The 26257-nt window shown below is 67.6% G+C and carries 28 protein-coding genes; 15 read left to right on the top strand and 13 right to left on the bottom strand.

The window, feature by feature from the left end; translation table 11 throughout:
• The first annotated feature begins 13 nt into the window (after nucleotides 1-13).
• Genes FPJ27_RS13715 through FPJ27_RS13695 form a run of 5 tightly spaced genes read left to right on the top strand, consistent with a single transcriptional unit; the run spans nucleotide 14 to nucleotide 6001 of the window.
• Nucleotides 14-1534, top strand: coding sequence for a sugar ABC transporter ATP-binding protein (locus tag FPJ27_RS13715; RefSeq protein WP_204421476.1), 1521 nt, complete (start codon nucleotides 14-16; stop codon nucleotides 1532-1534).
• A complete protein-coding gene (locus FPJ27_RS13710) occupies nucleotides 1521-2534 on the top strand; it encodes an ABC transporter permease (RefSeq protein ID WP_027789502.1) in 1014 nt (337 codons plus the stop codon). Before FPJ27_RS13715 ends, FPJ27_RS13710 begins: the two co-directional genes overlap by 14 nt.
• A 46-nt stretch (nucleotides 2535-2580) precedes the next feature.
• The gene (locus tag FPJ27_RS13705; RefSeq protein ID WP_204421475.1) at nucleotides 2581-3669 is read left to right on the top strand and encodes an alcohol dehydrogenase catalytic domain-containing protein; all 1089 of its coding nucleotides are present in this window, start codon (nucleotides 2581-2583) and stop codon (nucleotides 3667-3669) included.
• Nucleotides 3670-3698: 29 nt separating this feature from the next.
• Entirely contained in the window at nucleotides 3699-5246 is a 1548-nt protein-coding gene (locus FPJ27_RS13700) for an FGGY-family carbohydrate kinase (RefSeq protein ID WP_204421474.1), read from the top strand.
• Nucleotides 5243-6001 carry an SDR family oxidoreductase gene (locus tag FPJ27_RS13695; protein ID WP_204421473.1) on the top strand — a complete coding sequence of 253 codons (759 nt, stop codon included), beginning with the start codon at nucleotides 5243-5245 and terminating at the stop codon, nucleotides 5999-6001. The genes FPJ27_RS13700 and FPJ27_RS13695 overlap by 4 nt, the downstream gene beginning before the upstream one ends.
• An 88-nt stretch (nucleotides 6002-6089) precedes the next feature.
• Here FPJ27_RS13695 and FPJ27_RS13690 read toward each other — a convergent pair whose 3' ends face one another.
• The 5 genes from FPJ27_RS13690 to FPJ27_RS13670 form a co-directional block, all read right to left on the bottom strand.
• Nucleotides 6090-6233 (bottom strand): hypothetical protein, encoded by a 144-nt coding sequence (locus FPJ27_RS13690; RefSeq protein WP_165948077.1) that lies wholly within the window; start codon nucleotides 6231-6233, stop codon nucleotides 6090-6092.
• Nucleotides 6234-6428: 195 nt separating this feature from the next.
• Nucleotides 6429-7013: a nucleotidyltransferase family protein gene (locus tag FPJ27_RS13685; RefSeq protein WP_204421472.1), complete on the bottom strand. Its 585-nt coding sequence runs from the start codon at nucleotides 7011-7013 to the stop codon at nucleotides 6429-6431.
• 102 nt (nucleotides 7014-7115) lie between these two features.
• Nucleotides 7116-7754, bottom strand: coding sequence for a M15 family metallopeptidase (locus FPJ27_RS13680; RefSeq protein WP_204421471.1), 639 nt, complete (start codon nucleotides 7752-7754; stop codon nucleotides 7116-7118).
• 209 nt (nucleotides 7755-7963) lie between these two features.
• On the bottom strand, nucleotides 7964-8359 hold the full coding sequence (locus FPJ27_RS13675; RefSeq protein ID WP_204423193.1) for a type II toxin-antitoxin system VapC family toxin: 396 nt from the start codon (nucleotides 8357-8359) through the stop codon (nucleotides 7964-7966).
• Entirely contained in the window at nucleotides 8356-8595 is a 240-nt protein-coding gene (locus FPJ27_RS13670; protein WP_034180481.1) for a type II toxin-antitoxin system Phd/YefM family antitoxin, read from the bottom strand. The genes FPJ27_RS13675 and FPJ27_RS13670 overlap by 4 nt, the downstream gene beginning before the upstream one ends.
• Before the next feature lie 206 nt (nucleotides 8596-8801).
• On the opposite strand from FPJ27_RS13670, the gene FPJ27_RS13665 reads away from it, so the two are divergent.
• Nucleotides 8802-9224 (top strand): amino acid-binding protein, encoded by a 423-nt coding sequence (locus FPJ27_RS13665; protein WP_034180480.1) that lies wholly within the window; start codon nucleotides 8802-8804, stop codon nucleotides 9222-9224.
• A 79-nt stretch (nucleotides 9225-9303) separates the two neighbouring features.
• Here the strand turns inward: FPJ27_RS13665 and FPJ27_RS13660 are convergent, their stop codons facing one another.
• From FPJ27_RS13660 to FPJ27_RS13650, 3 genes are read right to left on the bottom strand one after another with little or no spacing between them, the layout of a single operon-like run.
• A complete protein-coding gene (locus FPJ27_RS13660) occupies nucleotides 9304-9987 on the bottom strand; it encodes a Fe2+-dependent dioxygenase (RefSeq protein WP_204421470.1) in 684 nt (227 codons plus the stop codon).
• On the bottom strand, nucleotides 9984-10739 hold the full coding sequence (locus tag FPJ27_RS13655; RefSeq protein WP_204421469.1) for a tetratricopeptide repeat protein: 756 nt from the start codon (nucleotides 10737-10739) through the stop codon (nucleotides 9984-9986). Before FPJ27_RS13655 ends, FPJ27_RS13660 begins: the two co-directional genes overlap by 4 nt.
• 3 nt (nucleotides 10740-10742) lie before the next feature.
• Nucleotides 10743-12980 (bottom strand): TonB-dependent siderophore receptor, encoded by a 2238-nt coding sequence (locus FPJ27_RS13650; protein ID WP_204421468.1) that lies wholly within the window; start codon nucleotides 12978-12980, stop codon nucleotides 10743-10745.
• Nucleotides 12981-13291: 311 nt separating this feature from the next.
• Between FPJ27_RS13650 and FPJ27_RS13645 the strand changes: the two genes are divergently transcribed.
• On the top strand, nucleotides 13292-13531 hold the full coding sequence (locus tag FPJ27_RS13645) for an Arc family DNA-binding protein (protein ID WP_204423192.1): 240 nt from the start codon (nucleotides 13292-13294) through the stop codon (nucleotides 13529-13531).
• Nucleotides 13528-13947, top strand: coding sequence for a type II toxin-antitoxin system VapC family toxin (locus tag FPJ27_RS13640; RefSeq protein WP_204421467.1), 420 nt, complete (start codon nucleotides 13528-13530; stop codon nucleotides 13945-13947). The genes FPJ27_RS13645 and FPJ27_RS13640 overlap by 4 nt, the downstream gene beginning before the upstream one ends.
• 130 nt (nucleotides 13948-14077) lie before the next feature.
• On the opposite strand, the gene FPJ27_RS13635 is transcribed toward FPJ27_RS13640, so the two are convergent.
• The gene (locus tag FPJ27_RS13635) at nucleotides 14078-15373 is read right to left on the bottom strand and encodes an aspartate carbamoyltransferase (protein WP_204421466.1); all 1296 of its coding nucleotides are present in this window, start codon (nucleotides 15371-15373) and stop codon (nucleotides 14078-14080) included.
• A gap of 233 nt (nucleotides 15374-15606) precedes the next feature.
• On the opposite strand from FPJ27_RS13635, the gene FPJ27_RS13630 reads away from it, so the two are divergent.
• Nucleotides 15607-15741 carry an entericidin A/B family lipoprotein gene (locus FPJ27_RS13630; RefSeq protein WP_021158165.1) on the top strand — a complete coding sequence of 45 codons (135 nt, stop codon included), beginning with the start codon at nucleotides 15607-15609 and terminating at the stop codon, nucleotides 15739-15741.
• A 99-nt stretch (nucleotides 15742-15840) separates the two neighbouring features.
• On the opposite strand, the gene FPJ27_RS13625 is transcribed toward FPJ27_RS13630, so the two are convergent.
• The 3 genes from FPJ27_RS13625 to FPJ27_RS13615 all read right to left on the bottom strand — a co-directional run bounded on the left by FPJ27_RS13625 (nucleotide 15841) and on the right by FPJ27_RS13615 (nucleotide 18571).
• Nucleotides 15841-16413, bottom strand: coding sequence for a permease (locus tag FPJ27_RS13625; RefSeq protein ID WP_072442377.1), 573 nt, complete (start codon nucleotides 16411-16413; stop codon nucleotides 15841-15843).
• Nucleotides 16414-16598: 185 nt separating this feature from the next.
• The gene (locus FPJ27_RS13620) at nucleotides 16599-17567 is read right to left on the bottom strand and encodes a DMT family transporter (protein ID WP_204421465.1); all 969 of its coding nucleotides are present in this window, start codon (nucleotides 17565-17567) and stop codon (nucleotides 16599-16601) included.
• A 209-nt stretch (nucleotides 17568-17776) separates the two neighbouring features.
• Entirely contained in the window at nucleotides 17777-18571 is a 795-nt protein-coding gene (locus FPJ27_RS13615; protein ID WP_204421464.1) for an AraC family transcriptional regulator, read from the bottom strand.
• Nucleotides 18572-18741: 170 nt separating this feature from the next.
• Here FPJ27_RS13615 and FPJ27_RS13610 point away from each other — a divergent pair, with 170 nt between their 5' ends.
• Together FPJ27_RS13610 and FPJ27_RS13605 are read left to right on the top strand one after the other, a co-directional pair.
• Complete coding sequence (locus FPJ27_RS13610) at nucleotides 18742-19575, top strand: molybdenum cofactor biosynthesis F family protein (protein ID WP_204423191.1); 834 nt, start codon at nucleotides 18742-18744, stop codon at nucleotides 19573-19575.
• On the top strand, nucleotides 19572-20381 hold the full coding sequence (locus FPJ27_RS13605) for an SDR family oxidoreductase (RefSeq protein WP_204421463.1): 810 nt from the start codon (nucleotides 19572-19574) through the stop codon (nucleotides 20379-20381). Before FPJ27_RS13610 ends, FPJ27_RS13605 begins: the two co-directional genes overlap by 4 nt.
• Before the next feature lie 98 nt (nucleotides 20382-20479).
• On the opposite strand, the gene FPJ27_RS13600 is transcribed toward FPJ27_RS13605, so the two are convergent.
• Nucleotides 20480-21187, bottom strand: coding sequence for a dihydrodipicolinate reductase C-terminal domain-containing protein (locus tag FPJ27_RS13600; protein ID WP_072442385.1), 708 nt, complete (start codon nucleotides 21185-21187; stop codon nucleotides 20480-20482).
• Between the two features lie 537 nt (nucleotides 21188-21724).
• On the opposite strand from FPJ27_RS13600, the gene FPJ27_RS13595 reads away from it, so the two are divergent.
• From FPJ27_RS13595 to creD, 4 genes are all read left to right on the top strand, one after another.
• Nucleotides 21725-22438, top strand: a complete 714-nt coding sequence (locus tag FPJ27_RS13595; RefSeq protein ID WP_204421462.1) for an SDR family NAD(P)-dependent oxidoreductase — start codon at nucleotides 21725-21727, stop codon at nucleotides 22436-22438.
• A gap of 94 nt (nucleotides 22439-22532) precedes the next feature.
• Entirely contained in the window at nucleotides 22533-23243 is a 711-nt protein-coding gene (gene creB, locus FPJ27_RS13590; protein WP_204421461.1) for a two-component system response regulator CreB, read from the top strand.
• Nucleotides 23244-23257: 14 nt separating this feature from the next.
• Entirely contained in the window at nucleotides 23258-24709 is a 1452-nt protein-coding gene (creC, locus tag FPJ27_RS13585; RefSeq protein WP_204421460.1) for a two-component system sensor histidine kinase CreC, read from the top strand.
• A 103-nt stretch (nucleotides 24710-24812) separates the two neighbouring features.
• Nucleotides 24813-26204: a cell envelope integrity protein CreD gene (gene creD / locus FPJ27_RS13580; protein ID WP_204421459.1), complete on the top strand. Its 1392-nt coding sequence runs from the start codon at nucleotides 24813-24815 to the stop codon at nucleotides 26202-26204.
• The last annotated feature ends 53 nt before the right edge of the window (nucleotides 26205-26257 follow it).

Genomic DNA, 26257 nt, shown 5'->3' with positions numbered 1-26257 from the left:
CACGGAGAAGCCGATGGAAACGATACTCAGGCTCAGCCACATCACAAAAAGCTTTCCGGGCGTGAAGGCGCTGTCCGACATTCACCTGGACATCGCGCGCGGCGAGATCCACGCGCTGCTCGGCGAGAACGGCGCGGGCAAGTCGACGCTGATGAAGATCCTGTGCGGCATCCATCAACCGGATGCCGGCACGATCGAAATCGACGGCACCGCACGTCATTTCTCGAACTATCACGAGGCGGTCGCGGCGGGAGTCGGCATCGTGTTCCAGGAATTCAGCCTGATCCCGCACCTGGACGCCGTCGACAACCTGTTCCTCGGCCGCGAGCTGCGCACGCGCTGGGGCGCGCGCGACCGCACGCGGATGCGCCGCGCGGCGGCCGGCATCTTCGCGCGGCTCGGCGTGTCGATCGATCTCGATGCGCCGATCCGTGCGCTGTCGGTCGCGCAGCAGCAGTTCGTCGAGATCGGCAAGGCGCTGTCGCTCGACGCGCGCATCCTGATCCTCGACGAACCGACCGCCACGCTCACGCCGGCCGAGGCCGAGCACCTGTTCGCGATCATGCGCGAGCTGAAGCGGCAGGGCGTCGCGATGATCTTCATCTCGCATCACCTCGACGAGATCTTCGCGGTGTGCGACCGCATCACGGTGCTGCGCGACGGCCAGTACGTCGCGACGACCGACGTCGCAAGCACGGACGTCGAACAGCTCGTGCGGATGATGGTCGGCCGCCGGATCGAGAGCAGCTTTCCGCCGAAGCCCGCGCTGCCGTCCGACGCGCCGGCCGTGCTCGAAGTCGATGCGCTGCAGATCGAGCGCGACGGCCCGGTGAACCGCTTCGCGCTGCGGGCCGGCGAGATTCTCGGCTTCGCCGGGCTCGTCGGCTCGGGCCGCACGGAAACGGCGCTCGCGGTGATCGGCGCGACGCGTGCGTACCGCAAGGACGTGCGCGTGCGCGGCGCGGCGGCGAAGCTCGGCGATCCGGCCGATGCGCTGCGCGCGGGCATCGGCATCCTGCCGGAAAGCCGCAAGACGGAAGGGCTCGTCACGTCGTTCTCGATCCGCGACAACATCTCGCTGAACAACCTCGGCAAGTACCGGTCGATGCGCTGGCTGATCGACCGTCGCGGCGAGGCGCGCGCGACGCACGACGTGATGCGGCGCGTCGGCGTGAAGGCGCCGTCGATTCATACCGAGGTCGCGACGCTGTCCGGCGGCAATCAGCAGAAGGTCGTGATCGCGCGCTGGCTGAACCATCACACGTCGGTGCTGATCTTCGACGAGCCGACGCGCGGCATCGACGTCGGCGCGAAAGCGGAAATCTACGGGCTGATGCGCGAACTCACCGCGCGAGGCTACGCCATCATCATGATCTCGTCCGAGCTGCCGGAAATCGTCGGCATGTGCGATCGCGTCGCCGTGTTCCGGCAGGGCCGCATCGAGGCGACGCTCGAAGGCGACGAGATCGATCCCGACACGGTCATGACCCATGCCACGGCCGGCACGCGAGGAGCGACCCATGAACCTGCCTGATTCTTCTTCCACGCCTTCCACCACGCTCGCGGCCAACGCCGGAAACGGCGATGCGCCGCCGCCTCGCGCGATGTGGGCACAGTTGCGGCGCTCGACGCTGTTCTATCCGCTCGTCGGCCTCGTCGTCGTGTGCATCGCGATGATGATCGCGAGCCCGAGCTTCCTGTCCGCCGCGAACCTCGAGAACGTGCTGCGCCAGGTATCGATCAACGCGATCATCGCGGTCGGCATGACCTGCGTGATCCTGACGGGCGGGATCGACCTGTCGGTCGGCTCGGTGATGGCGCTGTCGGGCACGCTTGCGGCCGGGCTGATGGTCGCGGGCGTCAACGCGGTCGCCGCGCTTGCGATCGGCATTGCGGTCGGCTTCGGGTTCGGCTTCCTGAACGGCGTGTTCGTCGCGTTCGCGGGGATGCCGCCGATCATCGTCACGCTCGCGACGATGGGCATCGCGCGCGGCCTCGCGCTGATCTATACGGGAGGTTATCCGATCGACGGGCTGCCCGACTGGGTTGCGTTCTTCGGCAGCGGCAAGGTGCTCGGCATCCAGGCGCCCGTGCTGATCATGCTGGTGGTTTACGCGATCGCGTGGCTGCTGCTCGATCGCATGCCGTTCGGCCGCTACGTGTATGCAATCGGCGGCAACGAGCAGGCGACGCGGCTCACCGGCGTGCGCGTCGCGCGCGTGAAGCTGATCGTCTACACGCTGGCCGGGCTCACGTCGGCGCTCGCCGCGATCGTGCTGACGGGCCGGCTGATGAGCGGGCAGCCGAACGCGGGCGTGGGTTTCGAACTCGACGCGATCGCGGCCGTCGTGATGGGCGGCACGTCGATCTCAGGCGGGCGCGGCGCGATCCTCGGCACGCTGGTCGGTGCGCTGCTGCTCGGCGTGCTCAACAACGGGCTGAACATGATCGGCGTGAACCCGTATGTGCAGAACGTGATCAAGGGCGGAATCATCCTGCTCGCGATCTACATCAGCCGAGAACGATCGCGGTAATGCGCGATCGATCAGATATCCGAATCATCAACGAAAGAGAAAACTCATGACGACACCCGAAGCCCAGCCGCGGATGACCGCGGTCATCTGCCACGGCCCCGAGGACTATCGCGTCGAACAGGTCGCGAAGCCGCGCCCCGGCGCGAACGAACTCGTGATCCGCATCGCCGCGTGCGGGATTTGCGCGAGCGACTGCAAATGCTATACGGGCGCGAAGATGTTCTGGGGCGGCCCGAACCCGTGGGTGAAGGCGCCCGTGATTCCCGGCCATGAATTTTTCGGCTACGTCGAGGCGCTCGGCGACGGCGCGGCCGAGCATTTCGGCGTGGCATTGGGCGACCGCGTGATCGCCGAGCAGATCGTGCCGTGCGGCAAGTGCCGCTATTGCAAGTCGGGGCAGTACTGGATGTGCGAGGTGCACAACATCTTCGGCTTCCAGCGCGAGGTCGCCGACGGCGGGATGGCCGAATACATGCGCATTCCGCCGACCGCGATCGTCCACAGGATTCCGCTCGGCGTATCGCTCGAGGATGCCGCGATCATCGAGCCGCTGTCGTGCGCGATCCATACGGTGAACCGCGGCGACGTCCAGCTCGACGACGTCGTCGTGATCGCGGGAGCGGGCCCGCTCGGGCTGATGATGACGCAGGTCGCGCACCTGAAGACGCCGAAGAAGCTCGTCGTGATCGACCTGATCGACGAACGGCTCGAACTCGCGCGCGAGTACGGCGCCGACGTGACGATCAACCCGCAGCGCGACGATGCGCGCGAGATCGTCCGCGCGCTGACCGACGGCTACGGCTGCGACGTGTACATCGAAACGACCGGCGCGCCGGTCGGCGTGAACCAGGGGCTCGACCTGATCCGCAAGCTTGGCCGCTTCGTCGAATTCAGCGTGTTCGGCGAGGATGCGACCGTCGACTGGTCGATCATCGGCGATCGCAAGGAACTCGACGTGCGCGGCGCGCACCTCGGGCCATACTGCTATCCGGTCGCGATCGACCTGCTTGCGCGCGGGCTCGTCACGTCGAAAGGCATCGTCACGCACGGTTTCGCGCTCGAGGACTGGGACGACGCGATCCGCGTCGCGAAATCGCCCGAATCGATCAAGGTGCTGCTGAAGCCGGCCCGCTGACGGCCGGCGTGCGCCTCACCGGAGACATCATGGAATACGTCATAGGCGTCGACATCGGCACGCAGAGCACCAAGGCGCTGCTCGTCGACCGGCACGGCACGATCGTCGCGCGGCGTTCGGCCGGCTACCAGCCCGATACGCCGCGCCCGCTATGGGCCGAGCAGTGGCCGCAGGTGTGGTTCGACGCCGTGCTCGAATGCATCGCCGGCTGCGTGAGCGATGCGCGTGCGCAGGGCGTGCCGGCCGATGCGATCCGCGCGGTGTGCGTGAGCAGCCTGTACGGTGGCTCGGGCATTCCGGTCGACAGCGACATGCGGCCGCTCCATCCATGCCTGATCTGGATGGACCGGCGCGCGACCGCGCAAGTCGACTGGGTTGGCGAGCACGTGAACGTCGAGCGGCTGCGCGTGATCACGGGCAACGGCGTCGACAGCTACTACGGCTTCACGAAGATGCTGTGGCTGCGCGACCAGCGGCCGGACGTGTGGGCGAACGTGCGCTATTTCCTGCCGCCGAACGCGTACGTGATCTACCTGCTGACCGGCGAAGTCGCGGTCGATCACAGCTCGGCCGGCAACATCGGCGGCGTGTACGACGTCGCGCGCCGCGAGTGGTCCGACGACGCGCTCGACATGCTCGGCATTCCGGCGACGATGATGCCCGAGCGGCTCGTCGATTCGACGGAGATCGTCGGCGGGCTGCTGTCGCAATGGACCGAACAGCTCGGGCTGCAGGCCGGCACGCCCGTCGTCGCGGGCGGCGTCGATGCGGCCGTTGCAACCTTCGCGGCCGGTGCGACGCGCACCGGGCAGCATGTCGCGATGATCGGCACCAGCATGTGCTGGGGCTATGTGAGCCGGCACGTCGATGCGCGGCACGGGCTCGTCAGCATGCCGCACGTGTTCGACGGGCAGCGGGACCTGTACGTGTTCGGCGGTGCGATCACGGCCGGCGCATCGGTCGCGTGGTTTCGCGACCAGTTCTGTCATGCCGAAATCGATGCGGCACGCCTGCTGCCGCACGGCGATCCGCACGTGCTGCTCGAGGAAGCGGCCGAAAGTGTGCCGGCCGGTGCCGACGGCGTGCTGTTCCTGCCGTACCTGATGGGCGAGCGCAGCCCGGTGTGGGATGCGAAGGCGAGCGGCGCGTTCGTCGGGCTGAGTCTCGCACATACGCGGGCGCATCTTTATCGCGCGGTGCTCGAAGGCGTCGCGTTCGCGTTGCGGCACAACATCGAGGCCGGCCGCCGCGGCGCGGTGGTGCTGGACGACCGGCTGATCGTCGTCGGCGGTGCCGCGCATTCGGCGCTGTGGATGCAGATCATCGCGGACGTGACGGGCTTTCCGGTGTGGACGATCGAGCAGGACGTCGAAGCCGCGATGGGGGCGGCATTGCTCGCGGGTGTCGGGGCGGGGCTCGTGTCGCACGACGACGCGCAGGGCGGTTGGGTCACGCTCGTCGAGCGCGCGCGACCCGATGCCGAACGTACGCGTGCGTATGCGGTGCGCTTCGGGCTTTACACGGCGCTGTATCCGGCACTCAAGCCGATCATGCACGAACTGCACACATCATCATGACGACACGATTCGATTTCAGCGGTTCGCGGGTGCTCGTCACGGGTGCATCGAGCGGCATCGGGCGCGCATGCGCGGTTGCGCTGGCGCAGGCAGGCGCGCAGGTCGTCGCGGCAGCGCGCGACATGGCCGCGCTCGAGGCGCTCGCCGGTGAGATTGGGGGCGATACGTTGCGCATCGATGTCGGTGGCGACGAACACGCGATCGATGCCGCGCTCGCCGCGCACGATGCGTTCGATGGCCTCGTCAATTGCGCGGGGATCGCGTCGCTCGAACCGGCGCTCGACGTCAGCGCCGGGCACTTCGACCGCGTGATGGCCGTCAATGCGCGCGGCGCGGCGCTCGTGGCGCGGGCGGTTGCACGGAAGATGATCGTGCGCGACGGGCGCGGTGCGGTGCATGCGCGGGGCAGCATCGTCAACGTATCGAGCCAGGCCGCGCTTGTCGGCTTGCCCGCGCATCTGAGCTATTGCGCGTCGAAGGCGGCGATGGACGCGATTACGCGCGTGCTGTGCATCGAGCTCGGCCCGCACGGCATTCGTGTGAACAGCGTGAACCCGACCGTCACGCTCACGCCGATGGCGCAGTTCGCGTGGAGCGAACCGGAGAAGCGCGCGCCGATGCTGGCGGCGATTCCGCTCGGGCGATTTGCGGAGCCGGACGAGGTCGTCGAGCCGATCCTGTTTTTGCTGAGCGACGCGGCGTCGATGATCAGCGGCGTGTCGCTGCCGATCGACGGCGGGTATACGGCGCGATAGACCACGTCATGCGGTGACGGGCGGCCGGCTGCCATCGACCGCGCATGACGGGAAATAGGGGCGAATGCGTGGAGCGGCCGACGCGCAACTAGACCGGGTCTTTGCTCGGCGGTCCGTCCGGTTGCTGCGGGTTGTCGTGGTGATGACCCGGCGGCGACGACAGCGGGTCGTCTTCCGGATCGCGGTTCGGGTCGGCCGGTGGTTCGGGCGTCGGGGTCGTGTGGTCGGTCATGGAGGGCTCGTGCAATGCGTGACGGCGGCGGCGCGGTGGGTGCGCCTCGTCTCCGTTATAGGCAATCGGGCGAGCGTTTGCTGCGGGATTCTTGCGGCGGCTTGTCGGTCGTCGGTGAAATCCATGAATTCACGATTGTCGATCGTCGGGCGGGATCTTGTACTGCAATGCATTGCGTGGTCCGCGCGAGCGCGGTCAGCGCAGATCCTGCGGCGTGTCGACATCGCGCAGGATGCCGGGATCGTCGACGTCGAGCAGTTTCACCGGCGCGCTGGCGAACAGCGCGCGCGCGCCCGTGTCGCCGTCGAGGGCGGCGAGCGCATCGAAGTGGTGCGCGGCGAAGCCGACCGGATGGCCGCGCACGCCGCGATGCGCAGGCGCGACGATCGACGCATCGTCGGCGTCGAGCGCGCGCGTGACGGCTTCATAGGTCGATGCCGCGATCCACGGCATGTCGCCGAGCGCGACGAGCCAGCCGTTCGAATCGGGCGTGGCGCGCACGCCGGCTGCGAGGCTTGCGCCCATGCCGCGCAACGCATCGGGCGCATAGACGACCTGGCAACCGGCTTCGTTCAGCAGGATCGCGAGTTTTTCGGCGCCGGGACGCACGACGGCGATCACGTCGGCCGTGGCCGCCGCGAGACGGTGGGCGGCCGCGACCGCGACCGGCGTGCCGTCGGGAAGCCGCGCGAGCAGCTTGCTGTGCAGGCCGCTTGGATCGAAGCGTTGACCGAGACCGCCGGCGAGCAGGACGCCGGTGACGAGTGACGCGTAGGACATCGGCGCGGGGGGAGTGAGACAGGTGCTGCGATTGTGCGGGAGCGGGCGGGGATCGGCAAGTGAGGATGTTACCGAGTCGCGCCCGTCAAGTCGGAAAGACTGTCATCGCGCACCTTCGTCGAGCATGTTTTCCTCGACGGGGCCGTAAATCGCGTGCGATTCCCGCTGCATGACGGCCCAATAGCGGTCGCCGAACGACCAGTGCCACCATTCGGACGGGTAATTCGTGAAGCCGGCGCCGGTCAGGGCGGCGATCAGTACGTGCCGGTTGCGCGCGGCCGTACGGCTGATGAATGCGTTGTGCGTGTAGCACGCGCCGGACGATTCCTGGTCGGTGGCGTCGAGTATGCAACCCATGTCGAGCTCGGCGCCGTCGGCGGACATCAACGTCAGGTCGACGGCAGCGCCGGTCGGGTGACCCGCGACCTCGGGTGGCGCGACGTAGTGGCTCGCGAGTTCGTACAGCGCGTCGTCGGACGGCAGCGGATTCAGCGCCGCACGCAATTGCGCGAGATGGCCGGTGAAGTATTCGCGCTGAAGCGAGAGCGGACGATAACCTTCCTTCACGTAAAGGCGCAGGCCGTCGGGGAGCGCGTGCGCGGCGGCAACCAGCCGTTCGGCGACACCGTTGCGTACCTTCAGGAAATGCGGACTCGGGTTCGAAACGACGCTGCGCGGGAGGTCGACGGCGATGCGTTCATCGAACGTGGCGAGATCGACGAACCCTTCGTGCGACTCCATCAGGGCGATCGACCGGACAACGGGATCGGAGAGCGGTATCACGATGGCGGGTGAGGTGGCGCGATGACGGTTGCGGGCCGTGAGCGGGCCGCCCGGGACGCGTGCTCCGCCGCAGGTGGCCGATCTTGGTCGTTTTGGTCAGACGAATCGCCAATATGCCAGAGTCCGGCGGAGGATGCGCTGCGGTTTGACCCGTGGGCGGGCGACGCTTACCAGAGCGTCTTCACGTGCGCGTAAGCGCGGATTTTTTCGTCGCGGGTGACGAGCGGTGCGCCGAGCCGCCGCGCGGTGGCGACGATCATGCGGTCGGCCGGATCCTTGTGGAACGTGCCGGGCAGCGCAGTGGATTTCGCGGCGATGTCGGCGTCGACGGGCACGAAGCGCATGCCGTCGATCTGCTCGACGGTGGCGAGCCACGCGTCGACATCCATCGTCAGTGCGAGGCGTTCGTTGCGCACCAGCATCCCAATCTCCCACGCGGAGATCGCGGATGCCGCGAGTGCGCCTTCGCTGCGCGCGCGGTCGATCGCACTTCGCGCTTTCTTGCTGAGCGAAGGATCGCCCGCTACCCACCACACCAATGCATGCGTATCCAGCACGATCACCGCGACGCCTCCCAATCATCTTCCGCAATCGGATCGACAGGATTGTCGTAGCGCATGACCGAGCCGCGCAATATGTCCAACGGCTGAGCCTCGCGTGCGTGATACGGCCGGATCTCGAGCGTCGGCTTGCCGTGATCGGTGACGATCAGGCTTTCGCCCGACGACTCGACAAGCCGGAAGTATTCGAGTGCGCGAGCCTTGAATTCGGATTTCGAAACGGGAGCGTGCGGCATCATGATATGAGCATGGTCATTTGACGATGGTCATTTTATGGCGGTGCGGCGGAGGAAGGCAAGTCGCGAAGGTCAGGCGTCACCCGATGCATGCAAAGCGCGACAGGGGGGTGTCGATGCCGGGGGCCGGAAGACGCTGTGCGCCTTGCTCGCGCGCTTGCTGTGATCTAGATTTTTTCTATCGGGGTTCTCAGGCGGGAGGGACTGCCATGGAACTGAGCGTAGAACGTGTCGATGTCTGGGCGGCGACCATCGAGGACAAGCCGGGCGGCCTCGCGACAGTATTAAGCGCGCTGCGGACTGCCGGCGCAGACTTGCAGTTCATCGTTGCACGCCGCACATCGGAGACGCCGGGCAAGGGCGTCGTGTTTGTCGCGCCACTGCAGGGAGACGCGGTGATTCGCGCGGCCACGCAGGTGGGGTTCAGCGTCACCCCGAGCGTTCACTCCGTCCGCGTAATGGGTTTGGATCAAATGGGCATCATCGGGCAACTGGCCCAGATGCTCGCGGACGGCGCGATCAATCTCCGTGGCGTCTCGGCCGCCGTACTGGGTTCCCAGTTCATTGCCTATTTCGCGGTCGATTCGGCGGACGATGCAGACAAGGCGATCGATCTCCTGCAGCGGGCATAAGGCGGCTGTGTTGGACGGTGGACTGGCTTGGCCGAAAGGGGGCACGCGTTTCAGGACCTTGCGGGCCCCGCCAGATGGCTCAGGCATCCGCCCACCGTCTCAGCAGGTTGTGATAGATCCCGGTGAGCGCGATCACGCCCCGGTCGTGCGCCCCTTTGTCCGCGGAGAGTTGCTGAATCTGCGTATCGAGTTGAAACAGCAGCGTGCGGTCGGCATCGTCGCGCACCATGCTCTGGATCCAGAAGAACGACGCGACGCGCTCGCCGCGCGTAACGGGCGTCACGTGATGCAGGCTCGACGCCGGATACAGCACGAGATCGCCGGCCGGCAGCTTCGCGCGATGCACGCCGTAGGTATCCTCGACACACAGCTCGCCGCCGTCGTACGCATCGGGTTCCTCGAGAAACAGCGTCGCCGACAGATCGCTGCGCACGCGGAAATCCGTGCCGCGCAGCAGCCGGATCGCATTGTCGACGTGCGTGCCGAACGTCTCGCCGCCTTCATAGCGGTTGAACAGCGGTGGAAACACCTTGAGCGGCAGTGCCGCCGAAAAGAACAGCGGATGGCGCGCGAGCGCATCCTGGATCGCGTCGCCGACCGCGCGCGCGGCCGGCGAGCCTTCCGGCAATTGCCGGTTGCGTTTGGCAAGCGCCGACTGTGCGCCGGACGTCGCGTTGCCGTCGACCCAGTCGGCCGCATCGAGCAGGTCGCGGCATTGCGCGACCTGCGGCTTGGTCAATACGCCGGGGATATGAAGCATCATGATGCGGATTCCATTGCATGCGGCGGCAGTTGCAGCGCCGCCGAGCGAAGCGCGTCGATCGGCGACGACGCGAGATACGCGCGCATCTTCGCGATGAACGCGGGCGTTGCGGTGGCCGGCACGCGCGCGAGCCAGACGAGCGCTTCGTCGATGCGCCCGCGCTCGGCGAGCAGCCGCGCAAAGTTGAACTGGCCGCGGAAGTCGCCGGCAACGGCTGCGCGGCGATAGTGGTCGAACGCGGCGTCGTGGTCGACCGGCACAGCCCAACCGTCCTCGTAGAAGCCGCCGATCAGGTTGATCGATTTCGCATGACCGAGCGCAGCCGCGCGGCGGAACCAGTCGAGCGCGTCGGCGCGGTTCTCGTCGACGCCGTTGCCGAGCGCGAGTGCCGTCGCGTAGTTGTACATGCCCCAGTCGAGCCCCGCCTGCGCGGCGAGCCGGTACCAGTACACGGCGACCGGCGCGCACGCGGCGGTGCCCCAGCCGAACTCGTAGCAGCGGCCGAGCATGTTCATCGCCATCGGGTGGCCGGCCCGCGCGGCGTGCCGGAACCAGCCGAACGCGGCAGCCGGATCGCGCGCGACGCCATGGCCGTCGAGCAGGTACTGCCCGTAGACGGCCTGCGCATCGACGATGCCGTTGTCGGCCGCCGCCGCGACCCACGCGGCGGCGCGCTCGGGCGGCCCGGCCAGGATATTGGCGAACTCGCGCGGCGATACCGACGCGAGCGCCTTCAGCGATACGGCCTCCATCGATCAGTAGCGCGCGTTCAGCGTGACGAACGCCGAGCGGCCCGGTGCAATCGACGCGTAGTGCGCCGGATACGCCTGGTCGAAGTACGTGCGGTTGAACAGGTTGTTCACGTTCAACTGCAGGTCGAGCTTCTTGTTGAACCGGTACTGCGCCATCGCATCGAAGCGCCAGTACGACGGCACGGCGCGCAGGTTCGCGGGGTCGCCGAATACTTCCGACATGTAGAACGCGCCGCCGCCGACCGTGAACTTCGGCGTCACGTCGTAGTTCGACCACATCGTGAGGCTGTGCTTCGGCGTGTTCGGGAAGCGGTTGCCGTTGTTCGCCGCATCCTTGCCGTTGTCGCGCAGCGCGCTCTTCATGTACGTATAGCCGCCGAACACCTGCCACTGCTTCGTGATCTGCCCTGCGACGCCGAGCTCGAGACCCTGCACGCGCTTGTTGCCGACCATCGCGTACTGGTTGTTCGGCAGCGTCACGCGCGCGTTCGTCGTGTCGATCTGGAACAGCGCGGCGGTCAGCGCGAGCTTGTCGTTCAGCACGTTCCACTTCGTGCCGAGCTCGATGCTGCGGTTCTTTTCCGGCGCCATCTGGTCGGCGTTCGGGCCGACGCCGCCGCGGCCCGGCGTGAGCGACTGCGTTTCGCTGCCTTCGCCGAGCAGCATGCCCGCCGGCGTCGACGAAGTCGCATACGACGCGTAGATGCTGCCGTTCTGCGCGGGCTTGAACACGAGGCCGGCCTGCCAGTTCACGAGCGTGTCGTCTCGCGTATAGGTTTTGCTGCCGTTGACCTTTGTGTCGGTGAAGCGGGTCGAGTAGTCGTCGACGCGCACGCCGGCATTGACCTGCCAACGCGGCGTGATCTCGATCGTGTCGAAGCCGTAGATCGATTTCGTCGTGGTGCGGGCATGCGCGTAGTCGTTGTTGCGCGTGATCGAGCCGGCCCACGGATCGTTCGGGTTCGGCGACCAGAGGCTCGTGCAGTTGTAGCCCGACGCCGCGCCAATGCCCTTCTGGCAGATCTTGCCGTTATCCGTCGCGACGTTGTACGTGTCGCGCTTGCCCCATTCGCGTGTCAGCTCGATGCCGGTCGTGAAGCTGTGCTTGAACGGGCCGGTGCGGAATTCGCCGAACAGCTCGGTCAGGTTCGCGATGCTGTTGATCGAGCTGTTGCGGTTGTTGTTGCGGCGCCAGACCTTGCCGTTCACCACGTTGCCCTGGCTGTCGTCGGGCTGCGTCCAGATGTAGTCCTGCGTCGATTCCGTGTAACGCGTGGTGTTGCGGATCGTCAGCGACGACGTGATGTCGTGCTCGATCTTGATCGTGCTGATGTCCGACGTAGTCTTGCGGAAGTCGCGGTCGATCAGCCCGTAGAAGTTGTGGCGATCGACGTTTGCCGGGCCGTCGGTGACGCCCTTCGGGATGTTGAAGCCGTAGACGTACGGAATGCCGCCGTCCGGCATGTCGTCGGTCGACAGGTGGTAGTAGCTCGCGGTCACGCGCGTCGGCGTGCCGAGGCCGAACGCGATCGACGGCGCGACGCCCCAGCGCTCGTTGTTGACGGCGTCGCGGCCGGCGACGTCGTTGTTGTGGCTCATCAGGTTCAGGCGGAATGCGGCGTGATCGGCGAACTGCCAGTTGCCGTCGGCCGTGAAGCGGCGATAGCGGTCGGTGCCGAGGCCGGCGCTCGCACTGGCCGTCGTGCCGAGGTGCGGGGCCTTCGTGATCAGGTTGATGCTGCCGCCGGCGCCGCCGCGGCCGCCGTACGCGCCGTCGGAACCCTTGGTGATCTCGACGCGTTCGGTGTTGAAGATCTCGCGCGTCGTGGCGCCCGTGTCGCGCATGCCGTCGACGAACATGCTGCCTTGCGTGTCGTAGCCGCGGATGAACGGACGGTCGCCGAGCGGGTTGCCGCCTTCGCCGGCGCCGAACGTGATGCCGGGCACGGTGCGCAGCGCTTCGGTCAGCGTCGACGCGCCGCTGTTCCGGATCAGTTCCTGCGGAATCACGGTGACGGATTTGGGCGTGTCGACGAGCGGCGCGGTGAATTTCGCGGAAGCGGAAAAGTCGGCCTTGTAGCTGTGCTCGGTCTTGCCCTGGATCTCGATCGGTGCGAGATGGCCTTCGGTGCTGGACGGGGCCGGCGGCGGCGCGCCGTCGGCGAATGCAGGGCTCGCGGCGAGCACGCTGCACAGGGTGGTGAATTTGCCGAGCTTCAACTCGTCGGAACGGGACTTCATGGTGCGCTTGGACCTCGCGATGTGGCCCCGGGGGAGATGTGCTACGGAAATGTGCATGCCGCCGGGAATTATTACGATTTGTTTTCAGCCGGCATTCTATGTAATTTTTTGTTGAATGAGAAGCGTTCTTGTTATCGTTTGAAAGGGAATTGTTGACGAATGTTGTGGGGTGGATGGGCTGTGGATGATGGCCGATTGGCCGAGTGTGACGGGCTAGTCGGGCCGGTTAGAGCGGCAGTGTCGTGATTCACTCGGTATGACAGCAAGATGCTAATATGACTGCATTGAAAGCAATCTTAGTGAGGCGCATCATGCCGGTGATCACCGTTCGAAATTTGCCTGATGAAGTGCATCGCGCACTTCGGGTTCGCGCGGCCCAGCACGGACGAAGCACCGAAGCCGAGGTACGTGACATTCTCGAACAGGCCGTCCTGCCAGGCGGGCGGCTCAAGCTGGGAACGTTGCTGGCGGAAATCGGGCGGGAGGCTGGTGGAGTCGATGTCGACGTCCAGCGCGACAAGACGTCAACCGATCCGATGAGCTTCGAATGATCCTTGTTGATACGAATGTCATTTCCGAACCCCTGCGACGCGAGCCGAGCGCAGCGGTGATCGAGTGGCTCGATGCCCAGAACGTCGAGACGCTGTTTCTGGCTGCAATCAGTCTCGCGGAGATGCGATTCGGCGTGGCTGTATTGCCGGAAGGGCGCAGGCGCGAGTGGCTGCATCAAAGCATCGAGCAGCGTGTCGTGCCGCTGTTTCGAGGCCGAATCCTGCCGTTCGACGATGCGGCGAGCAAAGCGTATGCGAGCCTGCGGGCTCGGGCCCGCGTCGCAGGTAGCGCGATCGCGCCTGTCGATTGTTTTATCGCCGCCACGGCCGAGGCGAACGGCCTGATCGTGGCCACGCGCGATGTCGCGCCGTTCGAGGCGGTGGGGCTTCGCGTGATCGATCCGTGGGCGCGGTAGCGCCCGGTTTCTGGCACCCATCACCTGCGCTGAAATTGAAAACGCGCCGTGCAACACGGCGCGTTCTGCGTCAGGCAAGCGCGCCCGTCCCGTGAAGCGATGGCGGGCGGGCGCGAGACCCGGGCGCGACTTAATCGATTCCGTGAAACACCGCGTCCTCCGGCCCGAGATAAGCCGGCGGGCGCCACGTCGCGTCGCGCATCGAATGCTGGACGAGGTTTTCGACGCCGAGCAGCACCGCGAAGATCGCCATCCGCACCGGAATGCCGTTGTCGGTCTGCCGGAAGATCGCGAGGCGCGGATCGCGGTTCAGGTCGACCGACAGGTCGTTCGCGCCCGGCCGGCTGTCGCGCGGCAGCGGGTGCATGATCAGCGTGTCGGGCTTGCAGACCGAGTCGACGAGCGCCTGGTTGATCTGGAAATCCGGCGTATAGCCTTCGAACGATTCGTCGGTGAAGCGCTCCTTCTGGATCCGCGTCGCGTAGACGACGTCCGCGCCGCGCAGCCCGGCCGCGAGGTCGGTCGTCTGTTCGACCACATGGCCGTTCGTCGAGATCTGGTCGACGATGTAGGCCGGCATCTCGAGCATCGGCGGCGACACGAGCGTGAACTTGAGCCCGCGGTACAGCGCGAGCAGCTTGACGAGCGAGTGCACGGTGCGGCCGTACTTGAGATCGCCGACCAGCGCGATGTGCGCGCCGTCGACGATCTTGCCCAGCCGCGAGAACTCGCGCTGGATCGTATAGAGATCGAGCAGCGCCTGGCTCGGGTGCTCGCCGGGGCCGTCGCCGCCGTTGATCACGGGCAGGTTGGTCGCGCGCGCGAACTCGGCCACCGAGCCTTTCTCCGGGTGGCGGATCACGAGCGCGTCGACGTAGCCGGCCATCACGCGGCTCGTGTCGTAGATCGATTCGCCCTTGGCCATCGACGAGAACGTGAAGCCCGTCGTGTCGCACACCGAGCCGCCGAGCCGGCAGAACGCCGCGCCGAACGACACGCGCGTGCGCGTGCTGGCCTCGAAGAACAGGTTGCCGAGCACGGCGCCTTCCAGCACGCGCGAAATCTTGTGGCGCCGCGCGATCGGCTGCATCACGTCAGCCACGCGAAACAGCGCCTCGACCGATTCCCGCGAGAACTGGTCGACCGACAGCAGTTGCGGTTTGCCTTCGAACAGGAATTGCTTCGCGAGCCCCTGATTGTCTACGCTTTGCGTATAGGCCCCGCTTTCCGGTGCCGAACGTTCGACGATTTCCGACACGAAGCGCTCGACGATCTCGGGCATCCCGCGCGATTCCTGCGAATCGTCGGGCAGCAGCCAGGTATCCAGTGCGCGCCGGCTGACGCCGATGCGATTGGCGAACGCTTCGCGAGTCATGTTGAGGCGGCGCATCGCGTCGCGGAGGAAGGCTTGCTGGGGAACGGTCATCGGCGGCTCCTGGCGGAAAATATACGCGGTGCGTATATTAGTTCGTGGCGTAGTGAAGTCAAGGAAAATCTGCGCGATCGGGCTGTGCGGTGCGTGTGACACTCGACGGGCTCGCACTGGCGCGCGGCGTCCGCCTCCGTATAATCAGGTCAGGCCCCGTGCCCTGCATCGTCAGGGCGCCATGCCGCAAACGATTCGCCCGGTCGGGCTTGTTGATTCGAAGGAGAATGAGAATGACGCGTACGATTGCTGCAATGTTGCTGGTTGTGACCGCCGCGCTCGCCGGCTGCAATACGGTCGCCGGTGTGGGCCAGGACATTTCGAAGGGCGGCCAGGCGATCAGCGATACGGCCGAAAAGGCCAAGTAAGCCGACCGGTTCCGGAATGCAGAAAGCGCCGGGCCGTCCCGCGATTGCGGGGCGGCCCGGCGCTTTTTTTGGGGCGGCGTGGCGTTGACGCCGGCGGCGTCAGGCGTGTTCGACGAACGCGTAGCGGCCTTCGACCTTGCGCGGTGTAAACCAGCCGTAGTCGGGGAACATCCGGTTGCGCACGAACCAGACGTAGCCCACCAGCACCAGCGTGACCGCGAGGCCCGGCAGCGCGGTCGACGGATCGCGTCCGAGCTCGGCGACGGTCTTCGGCAACTGCAGCAGCGACAGCAGTATGAACGCGTGATACGCGCCGACGCGATGGGTCGCGAAGCCCCAGATGAACAGCAGCGACAGCGGCACGGTCAGCGCGAGGAACACCACGACGAGGCCATTGCCGAGCGCGCCCGACACGCCTAGATCGCCGGCAGCGGCGGAGAAGTAATACGCGAGCATCAGGCTGATCGCCAGCTGGAGGGTGCCGAGCGCGACCAGGATCCAGGTGTGCACCTTGTTCTTGCGACAGCGTTCCGGATCGGGGCGCGACGCGATCAGGCTTGCGATCACGCGATCCTTGAGCCCCTGTCCGGACAGCTCGGCCAGTACGTCGGCCTTCCTCGTTCCCGCGGACAGCAGCACCGCGATTCTTGTTTTGGCGTCCTTCCTGTTCATTGCTTGGCGGCTTGTTGTTAGATGGTTGTCAAAGGTTCCGGCCACGCGAATATTGCATCTTGCGCGGTGGTGCGCAACGGTTTTGCGGCGCGCGGACACATTCCTACAGTTGCCGGCGGCGTCGCGCGAACGCGGGGATCGACCGGCCTGGATTTCTTCAACAACGAGATGAGCACGAATTCGGATCAGTCGGCGGCGGTTTGCGCCGACGGCGCGGGACTGGCCGGCTGTACCGAGTTCGCCGGTTGCGCATCGCGTGCACGCGCGGGCGGTTCGCGCCGCCGCGTCGCGCCGACGAGCATGCCCGCGACGACGAGCGCGATGCCGGCGACACGCGTGCCGGTCAGCGTCTCGCCGAACAGCGCGACCGCGAACAGCACGGCCGAGACCGGCGCGACCGCCGTGAACAGCGCGGCCTCGGTGCCGCTCGTGCGTGCGGAGCCCGCATACCAGCACAGGTAGCCGAGCACGGTCGGCACCAGCGCGTAGTAGGCAATTGCCGACACGGCGCCGACGGTCCAGCCGGTCGCCGCCGCGCGCCATTCGAACGCGGCCGGCACGACGGCGAGCACGAAGCCGAGGCCCGACATCGCGGTGGACAGCGCGAGCGGCGGCAACGGTGCGGCAAGCCGCCGGTTCAGCAGGATGAAGACGGCTTCGCACGCGACGGCGGCCAGCACCAGCGCATCGCCGGCAAGCGTCTGGAGCGACGGCATCGTCTGGCCGGGGGCGAACGTGACGAACAGCACGCCGGCCGTGGCGAGCGCGGCGGCCACCCAGTCGCGCGGCGTCTGCCGCTCGCGCAGCACGACGGCCGCGATCAGCGTCGACATCGCCGGCAGCGTGCCGAGCATCACGCCCGCATCGAGCGGCGACGACAGCTTCGTGCCGCTGATCAGCAGCACCGTATAGCCGACGCCGCCCGCCGCGGCCTGGATGACGAGCAGCACGGCGTCGCGTGGGGAAATGCGCGGCCAGCGCATTCGCTGCGCGCGCATCAGCGCGAACAGCAGCGGCGTCGCGATCAGGAAGCGCAGCGCCGTGGCCGCGAACGGCGGCAGGCCGCCGGCCGCGAGACGGCTCGCGATGACGGTGCTGCCGACGCCCGCCATCGCGGCGGCGAGATAGAGATAGCCAATCAGTCGTGTTTTCATGCGCGCATCGTCGCGTACGGCGGCGGTGCGCGTCTTGAATGAAATTGCAGCGGGCGGGCGGGAGGGAGGGCGTGGCGAGTGCGGTGCGTGGGGCCGCCTTGCGAGCGTGCGTCAGTGTTGGCGTCAGCCGACGCCGCCGCAGCAGCGTCGGCCACCATCGTCGACGCGGGACCCGCGTTCGATCGCGTTGCGCGCGGACGCCAGCGGCGTCAACCGGCCTGCGTAAACCGCCCCGGCGTGATTCCGAACTGGCGCGCGAATGCGCGCGTCAGGTGGCTCTGATCGGCAAAGCCGGCTTCGGCCGCGGCATCCGCGATCGGCAGGCCGTTGGCGAGCAGCGCGCGCGCCAGCCGCGCGCGCGACTGGATCAGGTACGCGTGCGGCGTGATACCGAGTTCGCGTGCAAACCCGCGCAGCAACTGGAAGCGGCTCACGCCGCTCAGGTCGGCCAGTTCGGCGAGCGAAACGGTCGCGGACGGCGCCGCGTCGAGCCGTTCGCGGGCGATACGGATCGCCGGCGCGACGCCGGCCGCCGGCAGCGTGCGGTTTGCGTGCCGGGCGAGCAACCCGGCGACGAGCATCACCAGCGCCTCGTCGCGGGCGAGCGGCTGGGTTTCCCCGGCGACGATGCGCGCATGCAACCGGCCGACGGCGGCCGTGAGCCGCGCGTCGCGCACCGCCGGATGCGCAAGCTCGACGCCGCCGAGGCCTTCTTCCGCCGCGACGCCCGCGACCAGCGCGGGCGCGAGGTACAGCATCCGCCAGCGCCGGCCCGTGCCGGCATCGATCGGCGAGCCGTCGTGCATTTCGCCCGGGTTGACCATGATCGCGTCGCCGGCCAGCGCGTCGACCTGCCCGCGGCCGCTCCACGACCGGTGCGCGCCGCTCACGATCACGCCGACCCCGAATTCGTCGTGCGCGTGGCGCGGAAACGCGCGGTCGGATTCGAGGCTGATCGCCTCGATGCCTTCGCCGGTCCGTCGGTAGTGGGTGACACGGTGCATGTGCGCTCCTCGCGCCGGGTGCGGCGCGGATCACGTGCACTTTAGCGCGTTCCGGCGCCGCGCGCCCTTCATCCTTTTGGCCGATACCGCGCGCCGCGCGCAGCCCGCACCATGTGCACATGAGCAGCGTACACGGCCCGCCGGGCCTGAAGCTGCGCGGGAGGCGGCAGGTGGAACGACAGGATCCGGTATTCATTCAGGTTGGCGCGCTCGCGGACGGCTTCGCGCCGGAAGCGAACATCCTCGCGCCCGTCGACGCGCTCGCCGGGCGTACGCTGGCGCTCGGCGATGCATCGGGCGCGTGGCGCGTCTATACGTTCGAGCAGGGCGCGCTGCAGTGGCGCGACGCGGCGACCGACGCGGGCGGCCGCGAGCCGTGCCGCGTGACGCGGCTGCGCGACGCGCTGTACTTCGTCGACTACATCGACACGGCCGCCCGCGCGACGTCGGTCAGTCTCGTGATCGATCTCGACAGCGGCGTATGGACGTCGGTCGTCGGCGTGCTGCCGACCGAAGCCGACACGCGCATCGACGCGTTCACGCGCGTCGCGCGCGGGCTGCCGCTGACGGCGGTCGACGCGGAATTCCGGCACGGCACGCTCGGCGGTCACGCACGGCCGGGGCCGCTGCACGGGCCGACGCGCGAACTGATCGGCAAGCGGACGATGTACCGCTACAGCCCGACCGAATGCTACGAGCACATCTACCTGAACGAGAACTTCTACGCGTGGCAGTGCCTGCAGGGCGTCGAAGGCGGGTTGGCCGATGTCGACCGCTGCCATTACTTCCGGATCGACGACGCGCTGTATCTGTTCGTGTGGCGCGAAAAAGTGGTGCCGACGCTCGGCGTCGTGCTGATCGATCTTGCTCAGCGCAAGACCGACGGCAAGATCTTCGGCTACCACGGCGGCGATTTCGGCACGCTGTCGAACTTCCAGATCGGCGCCCATGCGCAGGTGCTGAACGAAACCGTGCATCCGCTCGGCGGCGAGGCGCAGCGATGAATGCCGTGCCGGGCAGCGGCCGACTGCGTGCGGATTTCAGCGGGCGCGTCGTGATCGTCACGGGCGCCGCGCAAGGGATCGGCGCGGCGATCGCACGTCGTTTCGCGGAATCCGGCGCGTTCGTCGCGCTCGCCGACCTGAACGGCGAGGCCGCCGCCGCGCAGGCCGATGCGCTCGCCGGCGCGGGCGGCGCTGCGCGCGCGTATCGGGTGGACGCCGCCAGCCGCGACGAACTGGGCGCGCTGGTCGCAGCGGTCGAGCGCGACGGCGGCCGGCTCGATGTCGTCGTCCACAACGCCGCGTATTTTCCGCTGACGCCGTTCACGCAGATCGACGAGCCGACGCTCGAGCGGACGCTGTCGGTCAACCTGTCGGCGCTGTTCTGGCTCGCGCAGGCCGCGCTGCCCGCATTCGAGCGCGCGGGGGCCGGGCGGCTGCTCGTCACATCGTCGGTGACGGGGCCGCGCGTCGCCTATCCGGGGCTCGCGCACTACGCGGCGTCGAAGGCCGGCGTGAACGGCTTCATTCGCGCGGCGGCGCTGGAGCTTGCGCGCCGCAACGTGACGGTCAACGGTGTCGAGCCGGGGATGATTCGCACGCCGGCGGCCGGCAATCTCGGCGACGCGTCGGTCGCGGCGCAGATCGCGCGCGACATTCCGCTCGCGCGAATGGGCGAGCCGGAGGACATCGCGAACGCGATGCTGTTTCTCGCCTCGGACGATGCTGCGTACATCACGGGGCAGACGATCGTCGTCGACGGCGGTGCGACCTTGCCGGAGAGCGGCGCGGCGCTGGGAGACGTGTGACGGCGGTGTCGAACCGGCATCCGTCGTGGCCGTGGCGGGACCGCGGCCGGCAGGTTCCGGTGGCGGCACCGTCGCAGGTCCGCCGCACGTCGCCGCGACTACAACCAGCCGTTGCGGATGAACTCGACGATCGAATAGCGGCGGTTTTCGAGATCGTGCTGGCGGACGGCTTCGACGATGCGCGACACGCCATCCGCATAGGGCGTCGCACCGTACACGCGCGATTCGAACTGCAGGCTGCACGCGCCGTCGTCAATGCGTATCCGGTGAACCGCATGGCGGCCGAGCTGATCGTCGGGGATCGCGAATTCGCTGCGCTGCACGTCCGGGTCGCGCACGGAGCGGATGTCTTCCGGCCGCACGCCGAGCGACTGGCCGATGCCGACGGCCGTGCCGGGGACGGACGTCTTGCCTGCCTGATGCGACTCCGTCAGGCTGATCTCGCAGTCGCGAAACAGGTGGCCGCTGGTTTCCAGCATGCTCATGAACTTGAGCATCAGGATGTTCGTGTTCGGACACAGCACGACCGGGAAGCCGTGCGTTCCGGTTTCGAGGTCGGAGCCGGTGGACAGTTCGACGAGCGGCGACGCGGTGGCCTCGCAAAACGCGATCGCGGCGGGGAGTTCGCGGCCGGAGCCGGCATGCACGACGATCGATCGGGCGTCGTTACGTCGGGCGTCGCTATGCCGTTCGCCGGTTCGTGCACGGTCCGACCAGGACATCACGCGACAGGTTGCCGGGTCGAGCTTGTGCGAGCCAAGCAGCTCATTGGCCAGCTTGCCGGTTCCAACGACGAGTACTTGCATGGGATTGACGGGTTGAGGTTCAGTATTTGATACGGGATCGGCGTAGGCGTCGGGTAGCCCGGCACGGCCCGGTCGCGGCTCGCGCCACGCCGAACGGGCCTCGTGCATTATGCCCGGCTGTCTGCATGCGTGCCTGTCGGGCCTCGCGTGCGGAGTCGCGGCGCATCGGCTCGCCGACGCCGTCGGCAGCCACGCGGTCGCCGTGTGTAGCCGAACGAGCCGTGCCGCTACGGCGTTGTCACGCCGGTCCCCTCGCGCAATCCGTTCGTCGTCGAGCGCGAGCACCGGGCGAGCCTCGCCTGCGGCGTCGCGGCGGCCCGCGACGTATGGACCGCGTTCCGCTTCGCGATGCCGCCGCCGGGCTGACGTCCGGGCAACCAGCGCGAAACAACGGAGGAACTGCGCCGCAGCGTAGTCGCCGCGCGCACGCAGGCGTGAACGGCGCTACGCTGTCGAAGCGCCGGCCGCGCACGTCCGTGCCGCGGCCGGCATGACTCATGCATCAACCACCCATCTTCGATCCAGGAGAGCACATCGATGGAACACGACCTGAAAGGCAAGGCAGTCGCGATCACCGGCGGATTCGGTCATCTGGGCGTCGCGACGGCCGCATGGCTGGGCCAGCGCGGCGCACGCGTCGCGCTGATCGGCCGCGGTGCCGCGCCGGCTGCGCAGACGCTGCCCGGCGTGCCGGCCGACGCGCTGCGCATCGGCGGCATCGACCTTGTCGACCCGCAGGCCGCCGCACGCGCGCTCGAATCGGTAAACCGCGAATTCGGCCGGGTCGACGCGCTGCTGAACATCGCCGGCGCGTTCGTATGGCAGACGATCGCCGACGGCGACGCCGCCACGTGGGACCGCATGTACGAGCTGAACGTAAAGACCGCGCTGAACGCGTCGAAGGCCGCGCTGCCGTATCTGGTCGCGAGCCCGGCCGGACGTATCGTCAACATCGGCGCCGGCGCGGCGTTCAAGGCCGGCGCGGGCATGGGCGCTTATGCGGCCGCGAAGGCCGGCGTCGCGCGTCTCACCGAGGCGCTGGCGGCCGAACTGCTCGACCGCGGCGTGACGGTGAACGCGATCCTGCCGAGCATCATCGATACGCCGCCGAACCGCGCGGACATGCCCGACGCGGATTTCACGCGCTGGGTCCGGCCTGAACAGATCGCGGCGACGATCGGATTCCTGCTGTCGGCCGACGCACAGGCGATCACCGGCGCGTCGATTCCGGTGAGCGGCCGCGTGGCGTAGCGCGCGCGGGCGGGGCTCGCCGCATTGCGGCTCGCGCCGCGGCCGGCCGTGCGTACAATGTCGCACCGGAAACGCGCGAGCCCAGCCTGAGACCATGAATCAGCCCAAGATCCTGATCGTCGAAGATGAAACGGCGATCGCGGACACGATCGTCTACGCCCTCGGCACCGACGGCATGCAGACCGTCCACTGCACGCTCGGGCAGGCGGCGCTCGACCAACTGCGCGAGTCGCGCTTCGACCTGGTCGTGCTCGATGTCGGCCTGCCGGACCTCAGCGGCTTCGAAGTGTGCCGGCGGCTGCGCACGTTCACCGACGTGCCGGTGATCTTCCTGACCGCGCGGCACGACGAGATCGACCGGATCGTCGGGCTCGAAATCGGCGCCGACGATTACGTGGTCAAGCCGTTTTCGCCGCGCGAGCTGGCCGCGCGGGTGCGCGTGATCCTGCGGCGCTTCTACCGGACAGCCAGGCCGCAAACGACGCCCGCGCCGGCAGATGCGCAGGCCGCGACAACCGCGCCGGGCTTCGTGCTCGATACCGCCGGCGCGCGCGTATCGTGGCTCGGCCACGCGCTGGACCTCACGCGCTATGAATTCGGCCTGCTGGCGCTGCTTGTCCGGCATCCGGGGCGCATCTATTCGCGCGAGCAGTTGATGGACCTCGTATGGCACGAGGCGCTCGATTCGGCCGACCGCACGGTCGACACGCACATCAAGACGCTGCGCGCGAAACTGCGCGCGATCGATCCCGAGCGCGACCCGATCCGCACGCATCGCGGGATGGGTTATTCGCTGCAACCGTAACGACCTGCACCGCCATGCATATCGGCCTGCGCATCTTCTTCGGTTTTTTCCTGATCGTCGGTCTTGCCGCGCTGATCACGCTGCGCGTGTTCGTGCAGGAAGTGAAGCCCGGTGTGCGCGAAGCGATGGAGGACACGCTCGTCGACACCGCGCAGGTGCTGGCGACGCTGGCCGCCGACGACATGGCGAACGGGCATATCGCCGACGGCGCCTTCGCGCGGCAACTCCAAAAACTGCACGAGAGCCCGGTCAGCGCGAACGTATGGGGCATGCACAAGAATACGATCAGCTACCGCATCTACATCACCGACGCGCACGGTATCGTGCGCTACGACTCGACCGGCAGCGCAGTGGGGCAGGACTATTCGCGCTGGAACGACGTGTACCGGACGCTGCGCGGCGAATACGGCGCACGCAGCACGCGCGCCGATCCGAACGACGACAGCAGCACCGTGATGCACGTCGCGGCGCCGATCCGGCGCGGGAACGAGATCGTCGGCGTGCTGACGATCGCGAAGCCGAACCAGACGGTCGCGCCGTTCATCGCGCGCAGCCAGCGCAAGATCATGCTGTACGGCGCATTGCTGATGGGTGGCGCGATCCTGATCGGCGCCGCCTGCACATGGTGGCTGGTGCTCGGGCTGCGGCGGTTGCAACGCTATGCGCGCGCGATCGCGGCCGGCGAGCGCGCGGCGATGCCGCTGCAGGGCGCGAACGAGCTGGCCGAGCTCGGGCGCGCGGTGGAGAGCATGCACCAGCGTCTGGAGGACCGGCAGTACGTCGAAACCTACATTCACACGCTCACGCACGAGATGAAAAGCCCGCTGGCCGCGATCAGCGGCGCGGCGGAGCTGCTGCAGGAAGAGATGCCGGTCGCGAACCGCCGGCGCTTCACCGAAAACATCCGCCGCCAGGCCGGCCGACTCGAACAGATGATCCGCAAGCTGCTCGCGTTGGCCGAAGTCGAGCAGAAGCAGCGCCTGTCGGTACACGAGCCGGTCGCGCTGCTGCCGGTGCTCGAACAGCTCGTCGAGGATATCGAGCCGCGCGCACGCCAGCGCGGCGTGAGCCTGCGGATCGACGCAAACGACGCTTCCGATCCGGCAGTCGTCGAAGGCGATCCGTTCCTGCTGCGCCAGGCGCTCGGCAACCTGCTCGACAACGCGCTGGATTTCGCGCCGCAACGCAGCACGATCCGGGTCGCGCTCGAACGGCAGCCGGCGGGCAGGGCGCATGTCGCGGTCGTGCGCGTTATCGATGACGGCCCCGGCGTGCCCGACTACGCGCTGTCGCGGGTATTCGAACGCTTCTATTCGCTGCCGCGCCCCGACGGGCAGGATCGCAGCACGGGCCTCGGGCTGTGTTTCGTCCGCGAAGTCGCGATGCTGCATCGTGGCCAGGTCGCGCTCGCGAACCGCGACGAAGGCGGCGCGTGCGCGACGCTCACGCTGCCGTCGCCGGGCTGAGCGCGCTTCACGCTCGCCACACATTCGCTTCACACCGGCTTCAAGCGGCCTTCACCGGGCCCGCTCATGCTGACCGCATCTTCCACTCCGGTATCCGTCAGCAATGAATCGAGTCCTGTTGTTCAAGTCCGTGATCACCGCGTTTCTCGCGCTGGCGATCCTGATCCCGCTGCAGATGGTCCAAAGCATCGTGCAGGAACGCGCCGAGTATCGCCGGAGCGCATTGCAGAGCATCTGGGCCAGCTACGCGGGGCCGCAGACGGTGACGGGGCCGGTGCTCGTCGTGCATTACACGGAAGTCACGCGTGTGCGCGACGACACGCCGGCCGGCGGCGCGGCGAAAACGAGCCTGAGAAGCGAGACGAAGCGCCTGCTCGTGTTTCCGAAGACGCTGAACGTCGACGGCACGCTCAAGGTCGAGGTGCGCTATCGCGGCATCCACAAGGCGCTCGTGTACGGGCTGGATAGCCGGCTGACGGGCACGCTGATGCTGCCGGACCTGAAGAAGCTGCCGCAGGCCGACGGCCACGTGAGCTTCGCGGTCGACAGTGCGTATGTCGCGATCGGCATCGGCGACATTCGCGGGCTGAAGGCGCAGCCCGACCTGCGCCTTGGCGGCAAGCGGTTCGACGTGGAGCAGGGCACGCGGCTGGACAGCCTGCGTCAGGGCGTGCACGCGACTATCGATCTCGCGGCGCTGGCGGACGCAAATGCAGGGGCCGTCGTGCCGTTCAGCATCGGCCTGCCGCTGGCGGGCGCGGAATCCGTCGCGTTCGCGCCGGTGGCCGACCAGAACGATTTCTCGCTGAAATCGACGTGGCCGCATCCGAGCTTCGGCGGCGCGTTCCTGCCGGGCGAGCGCACGATCGATGCGCATGGTTTCGCCAGCAACTGGCACGTGACGTCGTTCAACACGAAGGCGCGCGAGCAGGTCGCGACCGGCAACGGGGAGGGTGCGATCGAGATGGCGTCGGTATCGGTGATCGAACCCGTGAACGTCTATCTGCAGGCCGAACGCGCGACGAAGTACGGCGCGCTGTTCGTGATGCTCACGTTCGCGAGCTTCTTCATGTACGAACTCGCGAAGCGGCTGCGCATTCACCCGATCCAGTACCTGCTGGTCGGCCTGTCGCTCGCACTGTTCTTCCTGCTGCTGCTGAGCCTGTCCGAGCACATCGCGTTCGGTCATGCGTATCTCGCGGCGAGCGGCGCATGCATCGGGCTGCTCGGCTTCTACCTGTCGTTCGTGCTGCACAGCGTGAAGCGCGGCGCGACGTTCGCGGCGCTGCTCGCGATGCTGTACGCGGCGCTCTACGGGCTGCTGCTGTCGGAGGACAACGCGCTGATGCTCGGTTCGCTGCTGCTGTTCGCGATCCTCGCCGGCATCATGACGCTCACGCGCCGCATCGACTGGTATGCGCTCGGCGCCGCGTGGCAGCCGCTGGGCGACAAGTCGGGCGCGGATGCCGTGAAGCCGGGTGCGCAGGCGAAGTAAGCGCGGATCTTGCATGCGCGTCGGCCGGTGGTACCCCGTCCGGCGCGCACTGT

Origin of the sequence: Burkholderia sp. MS455 (assembly GCF_016899445.1) — a bacterium.
GTDB lineage: Bacteria > Pseudomonadota > Gammaproteobacteria > Burkholderiales > Burkholderiaceae > Burkholderia > Burkholderia pyrrocinia_C.
This window is presented reverse-complemented; position numbering and strand designations above follow the sequence as displayed.